The following is a 14,722-nucleotide window of genomic DNA, read 5'->3' on the forward strand; positions in this document are numbered from 1 at the left end:
TTCTCCGCCCCGTACACCCCCACCTGACGTTCCGCGTCGGGCACATGCACATACTCAGAGACTTCCGGCTTCTCCACGCCTACGGCCGAGCCGGTACGTACTTCCCCCGGACCCAGGGAGCTGTTTTCCATGAGTGCCGAGACTCCGGTCCAGAGCGTCGGGACCTTCGCCCGGCTGCGTCTGCGATTCCGTGACTGGCGGGGCGCCCGGCCGTTCTGGGCAGGCCTGTTCACCCTGCTCGGCGGGGTGCCGATCGCCTACTTCCCGTATGCCACCCTCAAGTTGGGGAACATGTCGCTCGCCATGGCGACCACCGCGGGTGCGGGCTCCCTCATCATCGGCGTTCTGCTGGTCACGCTGGGCCTGACGATGTGGTTCCAGCAGGCCACGCGCATCTTCGCCGGCGTAGCGGCGATCATCCTCGCCCTGGTGTCCCTGGTCGTCTCCAACATCGGCGGCTTCGTCGTCGGCTTCCTGCTCGCGATGCTCGGCGGCGCGCTCGCCGTCTCCTGGGCGCCGGGCCAGGCGCCCGAGTCCGACGCCGGGCAGAAGGGCGCGGACCAGGGCCCCACGGGGGAGAGTGTCGCTGGGCCCGCTCCCGAGGCCGCCGCGGGTGAGCCGGGATCACCAGGTGGGCACGGAGTGCCAGGTGGGCCGGGAGAGCCATACCGCCCGCAGAGCCCCGGCTACGGCGGCGGACCGACTGACCGTACGTCCGAAGGCGTCTGGGCCGACGACTCCAACGGGGGGTACCGTGTCGGCTGACGAGATCCGCGGCGAGAGCCCTGCGGTGCCGGCACGGGCGAGAACGGGACCGCGGCACGCGGCGCCCAAGAAGCCGTTGTTCACCAGGTTCCACATGCCGGCCGGCAAGGCGATAGCCATGGCGGCGATGCCGACGGCGGTCCTCATGGGGATGGGGTTCACGCCGACGCTCGCGATAGCCGACGAGCAGCCGACGTCGAACAGCCTGAAGGCGGACGAGTACAAGGACTGCCTGGCGGCGCTGGAGGACGGCCCCTCCAAGTCGCCTACGCCGTCGCCCTCTTCCTCGACGGACAAGCCCTCCGACAGCTCGTCGGACACCTCGGACAAGGGTGACGCGGCAGAACCGAAGCCGTCGGCCCCCACGGGCTCCTCGGACGACTCCTCTTCGTCGGATTCAGGTTCCGACGACAAGGACGACGCCGCCGCCAAGCCCGAGCCCACACCGTCCCCCTCCACCTCGCCGGGCAAGGAAGGCACCTCCGGCGACGGCGCCGCCACGCCGAGCCCTTCGCCGTCCGAGACCGGCGGGGGCAACCTGCTGGAGGACATCGGCGACGCGATCACCGGCATCTTCACCGGCGGCAAGGACTCCTCCTCGGAGGCGAGCCCGACACCGTCGACGACTCCTTCCCCCTCCGACTCTGACGACGCGGCCAAGGACACCTCCGACGCCGTCAAGGAGACGACCGAGAAGGTCACCGGCACGGTGGACGACACCGTGAAGGACACGACCGACAAGGCGTCCAAGGCGGCCGAGGACACCACCAAGGCCGTGGAGAAGGCGGCCGAGGACGCGGCGGAGAAGGCCACCGCCTCGCCCAGCCCGTCCCCGAGTTCCTCCACGGACCCGGAGAACTGCCCGGCCGCCACGGACGCGGAGGGCGGGGTCGACAACAAGATCCTGGTGCCGGACAACCCGTGGTATCTGGAAGCCAGTTCGCTGACGCTGAAGGGTGCCGACTACCAGGGCATCGTCGAGGTGAGGACCGCGAGCGGCAAGACCAAGAAGGTCCTGAAGTACGTCATCTCCGACGGGACCGACATCGGCGACCTGCACCAGCTCGTGAAGGAGCACGGCAAGACCTACCACGTGCAGGCGGCCAAGGGTTCGGAGTCCACGATCACCGGCGGCAAAACGGTGATGTACACGGAGAGCATCTCCGGCAACCTGCTCGGCCTCGTCCCGCTCACGTTCGACCCCGAGCACCCGCCGCCGCTGAACCTCCCGTGGATCTACTTCACCAACGTGAAGGTCGTGCAGGCCGCCCAGTTCGGCGGAACCCTGCGCATACCCGGGATGCGGCAGTACGTCACCGAGTAAGCGCCCCCATAAGCCCGTTCGGGAGCCGCACACAGGGCTGTGGCCCGGTTCTTCCGCTGAGGCGGGGGCCGGGTCACAGCCTTGTACGGTGACGGCCACCAGGGGAGAGGACGTGACCGCTTCGGATTTCGTCCGCGAGGGCCGGCTGTTCCGGGTCGTGGGGTTCAACCCGTCCCACCGGCAGCTCTACCTCACCAGCGAGGCGCTCGCCGTCGACCGGACGACGACGCACATCGAGATTTACTTCGGTCATGTGGAGCTCATGCTTCTCAAGCCCTTCTATCGCAACGGTGTTCACATCCGGCGGGCCTCTGCCGACGAGTTCGCCGTCCTCCAGGAGCGGCACAAGCTGGAACCGGGCGACGCCGCCTACACCTGGATGCTCGACCCCGACGGCGACAGCTTCGTCATCGCCGGCAACCCGAGCTGGCGCGAGGCCGAGTACGCGCAGATGGGCGACCGGGAGGTCCTCTACGACGCCTCCAAGCCCTGGCCCCCGGACTTCCCGGTGGAGTCGGGCAGCATCGGCTGCTGAGCTCATGGAGCTGACTTGAGCGGACTCTTCGACGACCTGAGCCGACTCGACCTGGACGGCCACGTTCGGCGCTGGTCGGCGCCGGAGGTCGTGCGAGCCGGCGGGGACATGAACCAGTGGCTAGCCGCAGCCCAGCAGTTCGCTGCCCGCGTCCAGAGGGGCGACCCGTACGGAGTGACCGACGAGCGGTGGCGGGCGATCGGGGATTCCTGGTCGGCCCTCCTCGCCGCCGCCGAGCAGGCTACCGGCCCCGACGAAGAATGGCTGTTTCGGGACCTGTGGCTCAGGTCTTGGCTACTGCAAACGCTGGGCCCGCGTGAGGGCATACCCCTGTTCGATCCGGAGTTCGTCCTGGTGCGGGCCCTGGACGCCATGCCGATGAGTCCGGAGGAAGCCGCCGCGCTCGGTCTGCGGTGGCATGAGATGGAGCATTCGCAGAAGCTGGAGTTCCTGCCGCAGGCACGCGAGCTCCGGAAGATCCGACGGCTGCTCAATCCGGTGCGTTCCTTGGCACCCCTGCTCGCCGACCATCCACGCTGGCGCGAGTTCCAGGCGTGGGAGCAGGTGGCCCCCGGCCTGCCGTAGCCCGAAGCAGTCTCGGACACACACCGAGGGCGCCCTCACGAGAGAGGGCGCCCTCACCGCCGTACAAGCGGACATCCGGACAAAGCCCGTCAGCCCCGCCCCTCCCCCAAGTGATGCACCCGAACCATGTTCGTAGTCCCCGGCACCCCAGGCGGCGAGCCCGCCGTGATGATCACGATGTCGCCCTCGTCGAACTGGGTCATCTTGAGCATCTCCTGGTCCACCAGTTCGACCATCTCGTCGGTGCTGTTCACGAACGGCACGACGTACGGGTCCACGCCCCAGCTGAGCGTCATCTGGTTGCGGGTGCCCTCGTCCGTGGTGAAGGCCACGATGGGCTGGGAGGCGCGGTAGCGGCACAGGCGGCGGGCCGTGTCGCCGGACTGGGTGAAGGCGACCAGGCCCCTGCCGCCGAGGAAGTCGGCGATCTCGCAGGCCGCGCGGGCGACCGAGCCGCCCTGGGTGCGGGGCTTCTTGCCGGGAACCAAGGGCTGGAGGCCCTTGGAGAGCAGCTCCTGCTCGGCCGCCGTGACGATCTTCGACATTGTTTTGACCGTCTCGATCGGGTATGCGCCGACGCTCGACTCCGCCGACAGCATGACCGCGTCCGCGCCGTCCAGGATCGCGTTGGCCACGTCGGAGGCCTCCGCGCGGGTCGGGCGGGAGTTGGTGATCATCGACTCCATCATCTGGGTCGCCACGATGACCGGCTTGGCGTTGCGGCGGCACAGCTCGATGAGGCGCTTCTGCACCATGGGGACCTTCTCGAGCGGGTACTCGACGGCCAGGTCGCCACGGGCGACCATCACGCCGTCGAACGCCATCACGACGTCCTCCATGTTCTCCACCGCCTGCGGCTTCTCCACCTTGGCGATGACGGGGACGCGGCGGCCCTCCTCGTCCATGATCCGGTGGACGTCGGCGACGTCCTTGGCGTCCCGGACGAAGGACAGCGCGACCAGGTCGCAGCCCATGCGGAGGGCGAAGCGGAGGTCCTCGATGTCCTTCTCGGACAGCGCGGGGACGTTCACGGCCGTGCCGGGCAGGTTGATGCCCTTGTGGTCGGAGACGACACCGCCCTCGATGACGATCGACTTCACCCGCGGGCCCTCGACGTCCAGGACCTTCAGCTCGACGTTGCCGTCGTTGATCAGGATCTGGTCGCCGCGCGCGACGTCCGCGGGCAGGCCCTTGTACGTCGTCCCGCAGATCTGCTTGTCACCCGGGACGTCCTCGGTGGTGATGACGAACTCGTCACCGCGCTCCAGCTCGACCGGGCCCTCGGCGAAGGTCTCCAGGCGGATCTTCGGGCCCTGCAGGTCGGCGAGGACACCGACGGCCCGGCCGGTCTCCTTGGACGCGGCACGGACGCGGTCGTACCGCCCCTGGTGCTCGGCGTGCGTGCCGTGGCTGAAGTTGAAGCGGGCCACGTTCATACCGGCCTCGATCAGTGACACGAGCATCTCGTGGGAGTCGACCGCGGGGCCGAGAGTACAGACGATTTTCGAACGGCGCATGGGGCGATCCTATCGGTTTGTTTCGCTACGGAATATTCCGCCTGGTGGAAGGTGCCGAACGTGCGGAACCTGCGGAACGTTCGGAAGATACAAATGGGCGGTCGCGCGCTCAGTTGTTCTTTCCGGTCAGCTCTTTCCCACCAGTGCATAAGTCTGTGTGGCGATTTCCAGTTCTTCGTCCGTCGGGACCACCGCGACCGCCACGCGCGCGTGTGCGGGCGAGATCAGCCGCGCCTCGTCGCCGCGTACGGCGTTCAGCTCGCCGTCCACCGCCAGGCCCAGCTCCTCCAGGCCCGCGACGGCAGCCTCCCGCACCGGCGCCGCGTTCTCCCCGACCCCGGCCGTGAACGCGATCGCGTCCACCCGGCCGAGCACCGCGTAATAGGCGCCGATGTACTTCTTCAGGCGGTGAATGTAGATGTCGAAGGCGAGCTGTGCCTGTGCCGCGTCCTCGCCGCCCGCATCGATCCGGCGGCGGATCTCCCGCATGTCGTTGTCCCCGCACAGACCGATCAATCCGCTCTTCTTGTTGAGAAGAGTGTCGATCTCGTCCGTGGACATTCCGCCAACGCGCATCAAATGGAAGATGACAGCCGGGTCCATGTCTCCGGATCGCGTACCCATCACGAGCCCCTCCAAAGGCGTCAGCCCCATGGAGGTGTCGACACATCGACCGCCCCGGACCGCCGAGGCGGACGCCCCGTTGCCGAGGTGCAGCACGATCACGTTCACCTCCTCGGGCGCCTTGCCCAGCAGCCGAGCCGTCGCCCGTGACACGTACGCGTGCGAGGTGCCGTGGAAGCCGTAGCGCCGGATCCGGTGCTCGTCGGCGGTCCGTACGTCGATCGCGTAGCGCGCGGCCGATTCCGGCATCGTGGTGTGGAAGGCGGTGTCGAAGACGGCGACCTGCGGGAGGTCCGGGCGCAGGGACCGCGCCGTGCGGATGCCGGTCAGGTTGGCCGGGTTGTGCAGCGGCGCCACCGGTATCAGCCGCTCGATCTCGGTGAGCACGGCGTCGTCGATCACGGTCGGCTCGGTGAAGTGCTTCCCGCCGTGCACCACCCGGTGCCCGATCGCGGCCAGCTCCGGCGAGTCCAGGCCGAGCCCGTCCTTCGACAGCTCCTCCGATACGGCCTTCAGGGCGGCCTCGTGGTCGGCGATCGGGCCGGTCCACTCACGGGACGCGCCCCCGCCGTCCAGCGGCGTGTGCTTGAGCCGGGCGCTCTCCTCGCCGATGCGCTCGACGAGGCCCACGGCCAGCCGGCTGCTGTCCCGCATGTCGAGCAGCTGGTACTTCACCGACGAGGAGCCGGAGTTGAGGACGAGGACACGCGTGGAGCTCACTGGGCGGTTGCCTTCTCGCTGAGGGACGGGATGGGGGACGGGACGGGGGACTGGGCCTGGATCGCCGTGATGGCGACCGTGTTGACGATGTCCTGGACCAGGGCGCCCCGGGACAGGTCGTTGACCGGCTTGCGCAGACCCTGCAGCACCGGCCCGACGGCGATCGCGCCGGCCGACCGCTGCACGGCCTTGTACGTGTTGTTACCCGTATTGAGGTCAGGGAAGATCAAAACCGTTGCCTGCCCGGCGACCTCGGAGCCCGGGAGCTTGGTCGCCGCGACCGACGGCTCCACGGCCGCGTCGTACTGGATCGGCCCCTCGATCTTCAGGTCGGGACGCCTTTCCCGTACCAGCTCCGTCGCCTCGCGCACCTTGTCGACATCGGCGCCCGAGCCGGACGTACCGGTCGAGTACGACAGCATCGCGATCCGCGGCTCCACGCCGAACTGCTCGGCGGTGGCGGCCGACTGGATGGCGATGTCGGCGAGCTGTTCGGCGTTCGGGTCGGGGTTCACCGCGCAGTCGCCGTAGACGAGGACCTTGTCGGCGAGGCACATGAAGAAGACGGAGGAGACGATGGACGCGTCCGGCTTGGCCCGCCCGTCTCCCACCGCCGCCCTATCCGACGCGCTTCGCGCGGCCCCCTTTGTTCTTATGATCTCGAAGCCGGGGCGGATGGTCGCCGCCGTGGAGTGCACCGAGCCCGACACCATGCCGTCGGCCAGGCCCTCCTGGACCATCAGCGTGCCGAAGTAGTTCACGTCGGAGACGACGTCGTAGGCCAGCTCGACGGTGACGCCCTTGTGGGCCCGCAGCCGGGCGTACTTCTCGGCGAAGGCGTCGCGCAGCTCGCTGGTGGCCGGGTCGATCAGCTGGCAGTCGCCGAGGTCGATGCCGAGGTCGGCGGCCTTCTTGCGGATCTGGTCGACCGGGCCGAGCAGCGTGAGGTCGCAGACCCCGCGCCGCAGCAGGACCTCGGCGGCGTGCAGCACGCGTGCCTCGGTGCCTTCGGGCAGCACGACGCGGCGCCGGTCGGAACGGGCCCGCTCCAGGAGCTTGTGCTCGAACATCATCGGCGTGAGGCGGTCGCTGCTCGGGGCGGACACCCGCTTCAGCAGGTCACTCGTGTCGATGTACCGCTCGAAGAGGCCGAGGGCGGTCTCCGCCTTGCGGGGCGTGGCCGCGTTCAACTTCCCTTCCAGGGAGAAGAGTTCCGCGGCGGTGGGGAAGCTGTTGTCGGGCACCGACAGCACCGGGGTGCCGGGGGCGAGGCGGGCGGCCAGGGTGAGGATGTCGTCGCCGGGCACCTCGTTGAGGGTGAGCAGTACCCCGGCTATCGGCGGGGTGCCGGCGCTGTGCGCGGCCAGCGAGCCGACGACCAGGTCGGCGCGGTCGCCCGGGGTGACGACCAGACAGCCCGGGGTCAGGGCACCCAGGAAGTTCGGCAGCATCGCCCCGCCGAAGACGAAGTCGAGCGCGTCCCGGGCGAGCCCCGAGTCGTCGCCGAGGACGACCTTGGCGCCGAGGGTGTGCGCGATCTGGGCGACGGTGGGCGCGGAGAGGGCGGGCTCGTCCGGGAGGACGTAGCACGGTACGGGGAGGCGGCCGTCGAGCTGTTCGGCGATCTCGTCCCGGTCGGCGCGGGCGACCCGGTTGGTGACCATGGCGAGGACGTCGCAGCCGAGGCCGTCGTAGGCCCGGTAGGCGTTGCGGGTCTCGGCGAGCACGGACTCGGCGGTCTGCTTGCGGCCGCCCACGACCGGGATCACGGACGCGCCGAACTCGTTCGCCAGCCGGGCGTTGAGGGAGAGCTCGTCGGGGAACTGGGTGTCGGCGTAGTCGGTGCCGAGGACGAGGACGACGTCGTAGGCACGGGCGACGCGGTGGAACCGGTCGACCAGCGTCGACACCAGCTCGTCGACGCCCTGCTCGGCCTGGAGGGCGGACGCCTCGTGGTAGTCCATGCCGTAGACCGTCGCCGGGTCCTGGGACAGCCGGTAGCGGGCGCGCAGCAGCTCGAACAGGCGATCGGGGCCGTCGTGGACGAGGGGACGGAACACGCCGACCCGGTCGACCTGCCGGGTCAGGAGCTCCATGACCCCCAGTTCGACGACCTGGCGGCCGTCGCCGCGGTCGATACCGGTCACGTACACGCTGCGGGTCACGCGTGCTCTCCCCTTCGTCAACGTCATAAAAATCGCACGTCATAAAAATCGCCCACCGAGGTGAGCCAGAACCCTCTTGACAATACCTCCGCCGATGGATAAGGCGCCCGTCAGGAGCGGAGGCCGCATCGCCTTGTGGGACGTGCCTGTGGGACGTGAAAGAATCGGACCTGGCTCACCGGTATCAACAGCGAGCAGGAGATACAGCACGATGCGTATCGGAGTTCTCACCGCAGGCGGCGACTGCCCCGGCCTGAACGCCGTGATCCGGTCGGTCGTGCACCGCGCGGTCGACAACTACGGCGACGAGGTCATCGGTTTCGAGGACGGGTACGCGGGCCTGCTGGACGGCCGCTACCGCAGCCTCGACCTGAACGCCGTCAGCGGCATCCTGGCCCGCGGCGGCACCATCCTCGGCTCCTCCCGCCTGGAACGCGACCGCCTGCGCGAGGCCTGCGAGAACGCGGCCGACATCGTCACCGACTTCGGCATCGACGCGCTGATCCCGATCGGCGGCGAGGGCACGCTGACGGCGGCGCGGATGCTGTCCGACGCGGGTCTGCCGGTGGTCGGCGTCCCGAAGACCATCGACAACGACATCTCCTCCACCGACCGCACCTTCGGCTTCGACACGGCGGTGGGCGTCGCCACGGAGGCGATGGACCGTCTGAAGACCACCGCCGAGTCCCACCAGCGGGTGATGGTCGTCGAGGTCATGGGCCGGCACGCGGGCTGGATCGCCCTGGAGTCCGGCATGGCCGCCGGCGCGCACGGCATCTGCCTGCCCGAGCGCCCCTTCGACCCCGCCGACCTGGTCAAGATGGTCGAGGAGCGCTTCGCACGCGGCAAGAAGTTCGCGGTGATCTGCGTCGCCGAAGGCGCGCACCCCGCCGAGGGCACCATGGACTACGGCAAGGGCGAGATCGACCAGTTCGGCCACGAGCGCTTCCAGGGCATCGGTACGGCGCTGGCGTTCGAGCTGGAGCGCCGGCTCGGCAAGGAGGCCAAGCCGGTCATCCTCGGCCACGTCCAGCGCGGCGGCGTACCGACCGCGTACGACCGGGTGCTCGCCACCCGCTTCGGCTGGCACGCGGTGGAGGCCGCGCACCGGGGCGAGTTCGGCCGGATGACCGCGCTGCGTGGCACCGACGTGCTGATGGTGCCGCTGGCGGAGGCGGTGACCGAGTTGAAGACGGTGCCCAAGGATCGTATGGACGAGGCGGAGTCGGTCTTTTAGGCCTCCCATGCCTTCTACGTGTTCTGGCCGGTGTTGCTCTGGAGCGTCGTCCAGAAGTGCTCGACGATCCGGTCGAGGAAGTCCTGACCGGTGTCACCGGCGCCGCTGCTGCCGCCGCCCCAGCTCAGGGTGGCGACCATCTGCCCCTGGTACTGCCGGTGCAGCTCCTGGAGTGCGACCTCCAGGAGACGCCGGTCCAGGGGTACCAGCTTCGCGACGGGACGGACGTAGGCCTGCCACCGCGTGGTCACGGCACTGCACAGGGACTCGGCCAGCTTCCGGTCGCGCCCTGTCACGGTGATGAAGTCCGGGAGCGAGAGGTCGAGCAGCTCCGCCAGCGCGGACGACTGGCGGTCGGTGCCGCGCCACTCCTCGTTCTCCTCCATGCTGAGGTAGGCGAGGAGTTCGAGACCGACGGCACGGGCGACGTCGTCCGGCGCGAGCCCGTGCGAGATGCGGTGCTCGCGCAACGTCCGGGGTCTGCCGATGAGTTCACCTGGGGAGCACCACAACACGCCCGCGAGGGCGATGAGTTCGGAGCCGGTCGGGGCGGTGGTCCCGCGTTCCCAGGCGATGACGAGGTCCGGGGTGACGTGGGGGAGTCCGTACGAGGCCCGCATGCCGTAGGCGACGTGTTCAGGTCCCATGCTCAGGGCGGTACGGAGTCTGCGGGCGGCGGGGGCGTCGAACGGGGGAGACGGCGGCGGGCTGGGCGGATTCGGCTGGGCTGGGGGTCGGCGCACGGGCCACAAGGTAGGGCCGCGACGGTGCGGTGACTACGGTCTGTTCGGCCAGGATCACACATTGTAGGAATGTACGGTTCCGGCCGTCCGTTCGGGGTGGCTGAAGATCGTCTGTCGGTGATGCGGCGGGGGTGGTGAGGATGGCGCGGGGCCGCCCCGAAGGCGGCGGGAAAGGAACGTGATCTTCGTGTACTCGGTGAATGGCAAGGTAGAGGGGCATATTCGCGAGCGGCTGCTGGCGCCGAACTTCTGGCACCTCGCGACGGTCGGCCCGGACGGGATGCCGCAGGTCTCGCCCATGTGGGCGGACCTCGAAGGTGAGTACGTCATGGTCAACACGGCGATCGGGCGCGTGAAGGAGGAGAACCTGCGGCGCAATCCGAACGTTTCCCTCTCTCACCACGCCCCCGACAACCCCTACGACCGGGTGGAGATCCGGGGGCGGGTCGTCCGCTTCGTGGAGGGCGAGGAGGCGGACCGCTCCATGGACCGGCTCACGCGGAAGTACATCGGCGAGGACCGGTACCCGTGGCTGCTGCCCGGGGAGCGGCGGGTGATGCTGCTGATCGAGCCGGTGCGAGTGCGCAGGGTGGTGGGGGTGGAGCCGTTTCGGGCGGGGGTTTTGCCGGAGGGGTGAGCGGAAGGGTGGCTGGAGGTGGTTGCCGGCCCGTGGTGCGGGCGTGTGCAGGGCGGGGGTGTTGGCTCAGCCGTTCCGCTTGCTCGCGGGCGGAGGCGGCTTCGGTGGGGGGCGTTGGCGTGGGTGTAGGCGTCGGCGGCTTGAAGGTCGAAGGGCCGCGGGCTACGCGGTCTGGCGGGCCCGCGCTCGTTCCGCTCATCGCGGCCGGGCGTTGTGCTGGGCGCGACGCCCCATGTGTTCCCAGAACGTGCGGAGGTCGGTGAGGTCGGCACGGCGTTGCCAGGGCGCCTGGGGACGCAGCGGCGAACGGGAGCGGGACAGGAGCGTGGACTGGGCGCGGCAGAAGGCCTCGCTGAATTCCACGCGGTGGCCGTCGAGGCCCTGGGGCGGGTAGGGGCACAGTTCGAAGGCGCAGTCGTCGCGGCAGTTGGAGCCCGCCTGGGAGGCCGCCGTGCGGGCCTCGGTGCGGCCCGGGTCGAGCGGGGAGCGGTCCAGGGTGAGACAGGGCGGCAGATCCGGCCGGGCGGTGTGCCGGAGCCGCCGGAGACGGTCCTTCGGCCAGTCGCCCCGTTCGGCGAGGTTGAGCAACAGCAGTACGTCGGCGAGTAGTTGCTGAGCGCGCGGGTGCAGGGCGCTCCAGCCCGTGGAGGGCGGGATCCACAGGTTGTGCTTGCGCACCTCGCCCTGGCCGGTCTGGGAGCCGACATGGGTGGCGACACCGGACTCGTCGATCCACAGGAACCGTTCGGGCCGCCGGGTCTCCATGGCCCAGACACACAGTTCCGCGGCCGCCGTCACGAACGGATGCTCCGGCTCGGCGCCCGGCTGGGCGAGCCACTGACGGACCTGTTCCGCGGGATCGGACCCGCGTCCGCCGGAGGGAGTCGTCACGGTCACCCCGTCCGGTAGCTCCCACAGCGTCAGCGCGTGCAGCAGCGTCAGGCGCGTGAACCAGAACCGGGTCCGCTTCAGCATGTCCCAGGTCAGCTCGCTCAGATGCTCCCGGGCCTCGGGCCGGGCGTGCGGGTGGCGGTGGCGGCGGTTCGCCGCGTACTTGAAGCCCTGAGCCAGCGCCACCTCCAGGCTGAGGTCAAGGGCAGGCGTGTCCGCGGCGTCCGGGGACACGCCCACGCGTCGCACCCAGCTCTCGAGGAACTCGTACGGGGTGTCCTGGTGCCGATGGGTGGTCACCGAGCCGACGAGCAGCGGGACCAGCCATGCGCACATGGTGTTCTCCCGCCACGCCTGCTCCTCCACCTCGCGTTCCTCGCGCTCCCGCCGGTGATCCTCCCGACGCCGCTGCTCCCGTTCCCGCAACTCCCTCTTCAGGCGGGCCACGTCGCCCTCACCGCGCCGTAGCCGCCTGGTCTGTTCCTCTCCCACGGAGTCCGGCTGCTGCTCTCCCCACAGCTTCTCCCTCCAGTCAGGCTCGCGCGCCACCCACTGCTCCGTGACGACCTGGGGCCCGCGCAACCGCGGCTGGAGCGCGGCGAAGGCCAGGTCCCCGCCGGCGCCGACCTCCTGGGCGATGGCCAGCCGGATCGGGTACGAGGGCTCCAGACGCGCGATCTCGAACAGTTCCAGATACGCGGGCTTGAGGGTCCGTCTGCCGGCCACCCCCCGCATGGCCTCGCCGAACCGGGCCACGAGCAGGGCTTTCGCGGTCCGCAGGGTGTGCGGATCGCGTGCCCGCAGATCCGGCCAGGACGTGCACAACCGCATGGCGATCAGGTGCTGCTGCGGCTCGGCGTCGACGCTGTCGATGTCCAGGGCCGCCGCATACAGCTGCAGGGCCTTGCTGTGCAGCGTGCGGCCGAAGAGGGGCATGACCCCTTGCCTCTCCTCGTCGTTGGCACCCGTGACGGTGTGCGCCCGGCAGGCGGCGTTCACCAGCAGGTCCCGCGCGGTGCTCACCGGGCACCACGGCTCACCGTCGGAGTCCGCCTCGCCTCCCGTTCCCGCCGCGCCCGGCTCCTCATGGACGCACGCGCCCTCAGGCGTACGGGAGTACAGCACCATGGCGATCAGCAATTCCCGCCCCGGCTTCTCCAGCGCCGCCGGGAAGTAGGAGCCCTCCCTCGGTTGCTCTGGGATGTCCGGATGGATCACCGCGTTCAGGAAGCGGGCCCCCAGGTGGGCCTGGATCACGCTGTGCTGGAAGCGGACACGGTCCCCGGCGAGTTCGACCAGCCCCATCCGTGCGCCCCAGTGGGCGGCGAGCCGGAGGTCGATCCGGCTGTCCTGCACCCTGCGGGCCAGTTCCCGGACGATCTCCGGGTAACGGGACCGTGCCGGGCCCTGCTCGTCGACGACGTCGCAGAACCGTACCTCCGAGGTGTCCAGGGCGAGTCCCGTGCATGCCAGCGCCGACAGGTAGTGGATGGTCGCGCGGCGCTCCTCCTGGGCGAGCGGCAACTGGGGCTGGAACCGGCCGCTGATGAGGGCGCTGATCCAGGTGTCGAGCAGATGGAACCTGAGGGCCGCCCGGTCGCCGCCGCGCGTCTCGACGGCCTCCTCCTCGGCGGGCCCGGTGAGGGCGCGTTCCAGGAGGCCCTGGTCGTGCAGTTCGGCGGCGATCTGGAGATAGGTGGGGGCCTCCGCGATGGCGGCCTTCTCGACGATCCAGTCCAGCCGCTGCCGGTCCTCCCAGAGGCCGCCGGAGGAGATGTACCCCAGGGCGGCCTCCTCGCTCAGCGGCTCCAACTCGGTGACGGAGGCCTCCACGCCCCGCAACGAGTCGTGCGGCCGGGAGGTGATGACCAGCGGCAGGCCCTCGTCGTTGGCCCGGCGGATGGCCAGCCTGATGATGGTGTCGCGCTCCTCCGCCAGGTCCTGCGCGGTCAGCGCCTCCTCCAGGCCGTCCGCCAGGACCACGATCCGCCCCTGCTGGCACAGCCGCCGCCACACCTTCTCCGCCTCGGCGCTGGACCGGATGTGGCCCTGCACCTCCCGGCAGAACCGTTCGAAGGCCAGCGCGTGGAAGTCCAGGTCGCTTTCGGCGGCGCGCAGCGGCAGCGGCACGGGCACCGCGCCGCGCTGCGCGAGCCGCTGTGTCAGCAGCACCATCAGGGCGGTCTTGCCGGTGCCGACACCGCCGACCACGACGTGCGTACGGCGGAAGCGGCGGTCGCGCAGGTCCTCCATGAGGACGGAGCAGAGCTGGTCGCGGCCGACGACCTTGCCGAAGATGCCGCCGGCGGTCTCCACGAGCTCGTGGGGGGCCTGCCGTGCCTTCCTCAGATAGGCCCTGCGTACGTGGCTGAACCGGAAGAAGAGGTAGGCGATGGTGGCCAGGGCGAGGGTGAGGAACGGCATGAACAGGGACTTCAGGACTTCGCAGCCGAAAGCGCTCTTGCCGCACTGCGTGTCGACCCACTTGACGGGCGAATCGAAGCCCTTCTCCCGCGCCATCGCGACGACGGCCGTAACGGCCAGGAACAGAAGGAGCAGCGCGCCCAGGAACGTCAGGACCAGCAGCGACACGTACCCGGCACTCTTGCGGACCCGCCAGGTCCTCGCCCGGTCGTAGCCCTGCCGCATCAGCCTGCGCCGGTGGAGCAAGTGGCGGACACCGAACCCCCCACGGATCCCGCGCCCCAGCCGCCGAGGCAGGCCTCGTCCTGTCCGCTCCGCACCCTCACCCTCGGAAGCACGCGCACCGTTCACCTTGGGAGTGCTTCCGTGCAGGCGGGCTTCGGACGCCAGGCCCGGCCGGATTCACCCGAGCAGAGCCGCCCGTGGGCCGCCCGCCCGCGACACGCACCACGTGGGGAGGCCCGGCCCACCCAACGGCGGCCGGGGGCGCAGTCGGCCGGGCGCGAAAGGTGCCGCGCCGGCCGCGGAACCGACGAGGAACAGCGGACGTTGTGT

General features: G+C 69.9%; 11 protein-coding genes. 6 read left to right on the top strand and 5 right to left on the bottom strand.

Going from position 1 to position 14,722, the window contains the following annotated elements; genetic code table 11:
• Nucleotides 1-129 precede the first annotated feature (129 nt).
• The 4 genes from CLM62_RS44395 to CLM62_RS44410 all read left to right on the top strand — a co-directional run bounded on the left by CLM62_RS44395 (nucleotide 130) and on the right by CLM62_RS44410 (nucleotide 3,209).
• Nucleotides 130-765 carry a DUF6114 domain-containing protein gene (locus tag CLM62_RS44395; protein ID WP_095755579.1) on the top strand — a complete coding sequence of 212 codons (636 nt, stop codon included), beginning with the start codon at nucleotides 130-132 and terminating at the stop codon, nucleotides 763-765.
• Complete coding sequence (locus CLM62_RS44400; RefSeq protein ID WP_095755580.1) at nucleotides 755-2,089, top strand: hypothetical protein; 1,335 nt, start codon at nucleotides 755-757, stop codon at nucleotides 2,087-2,089. The genes CLM62_RS44395 and CLM62_RS44400 overlap by 11 nt, the downstream gene beginning before the upstream one ends.
• A 112-nt stretch (nucleotides 2,090-2,201) precedes the next feature.
• A complete protein-coding gene (locus CLM62_RS44405; RefSeq protein WP_095755581.1) occupies nucleotides 2,202-2,624 on the top strand; it encodes a hypothetical protein in 423 nt (140 codons plus the stop codon).
• A 15-nt stretch (nucleotides 2,625-2,639) separates the two neighbouring features.
• Complete coding sequence (locus tag CLM62_RS44410; protein WP_095755582.1) at nucleotides 2,640-3,209, top strand: hypothetical protein; 570 nt, start codon at nucleotides 2,640-2,642, stop codon at nucleotides 3,207-3,209.
• Nucleotides 3,210-3,298: 89 nt separating this feature from the next.
• Here the strand turns inward: CLM62_RS44410 and pyk are convergent, their stop codons facing one another.
• The 3 genes from pyk to pta form a co-directional block, all read right to left on the bottom strand.
• Nucleotides 3,299-4,726: a pyruvate kinase gene (gene pyk, locus CLM62_RS44415; RefSeq protein ID WP_095755583.1), complete on the bottom strand. Its 1,428-nt coding sequence runs from the start codon at nucleotides 4,724-4,726 to the stop codon at nucleotides 3,299-3,301.
• A 126-nt stretch (nucleotides 4,727-4,852) separates the two neighbouring features.
• A complete protein-coding gene (locus CLM62_RS44420; RefSeq protein WP_095755584.1) occupies nucleotides 4,853-6,070 on the bottom strand; it encodes an acetate kinase in 1,218 nt (405 codons plus the stop codon).
• Nucleotides 6,067-8,235 carry a phosphate acetyltransferase gene (pta, locus tag CLM62_RS44425; protein ID WP_095755585.1) on the bottom strand — a complete coding sequence of 723 codons (2,169 nt, stop codon included), beginning with the start codon at nucleotides 8,233-8,235 and terminating at the stop codon, nucleotides 6,067-6,069. Before pta ends, CLM62_RS44420 begins: the two co-directional genes overlap by 4 nt.
• Nucleotides 8,236-8,446: 211 nt before the next feature.
• Here pta and CLM62_RS44430 point away from each other — a divergent pair, with 211 nt between their 5' ends.
• Nucleotides 8,447-9,472, top strand: a complete 1,026-nt coding sequence (locus CLM62_RS44430; RefSeq protein WP_095755586.1) for an ATP-dependent 6-phosphofructokinase — start codon at nucleotides 8,447-8,449, stop codon at nucleotides 9,470-9,472.
• 14 nt (nucleotides 9,473-9,486) lie between these two features.
• Here CLM62_RS44430 and CLM62_RS44435 read toward each other — a convergent pair whose 3' ends face one another.
• Nucleotides 9,487-10,215: a transcriptional regulator gene (locus CLM62_RS44435; RefSeq protein WP_095755587.1), complete on the bottom strand. Its 729-nt coding sequence runs from the start codon at nucleotides 10,213-10,215 to the stop codon at nucleotides 9,487-9,489.
• A gap of 178 nt (nucleotides 10,216-10,393) precedes the next feature.
• Here CLM62_RS44435 and CLM62_RS44440 point away from each other — a divergent pair, with 178 nt between their 5' ends.
• Nucleotides 10,394-10,852, top strand: coding sequence for a PPOX class F420-dependent oxidoreductase (locus tag CLM62_RS44440; RefSeq protein ID WP_095755588.1), 459 nt, complete (start codon nucleotides 10,394-10,396; stop codon nucleotides 10,850-10,852).
• Nucleotides 10,853-11,047: 195 nt separating this feature from the next.
• Here CLM62_RS44440 and CLM62_RS44445 read toward each other — a convergent pair whose 3' ends face one another.
• Nucleotides 11,048-14,413 carry an NACHT domain-containing protein gene (locus CLM62_RS44445; RefSeq protein WP_257004448.1) on the bottom strand — a complete coding sequence of 1,122 codons (3,366 nt, stop codon included), beginning with the start codon at nucleotides 14,411-14,413 and terminating at the stop codon, nucleotides 11,048-11,050.
• Nucleotides 14,414-14,722: the final 309 nt, after the last annotated feature.

It is taken from the genome of Streptomyces sp. SA15, from assembly GCF_002291145.1.
In the GTDB taxonomy this organism is placed as follows: Bacteria; Actinomycetota; Actinomycetes; order Streptomycetales; family Streptomycetaceae; genus Streptomyces.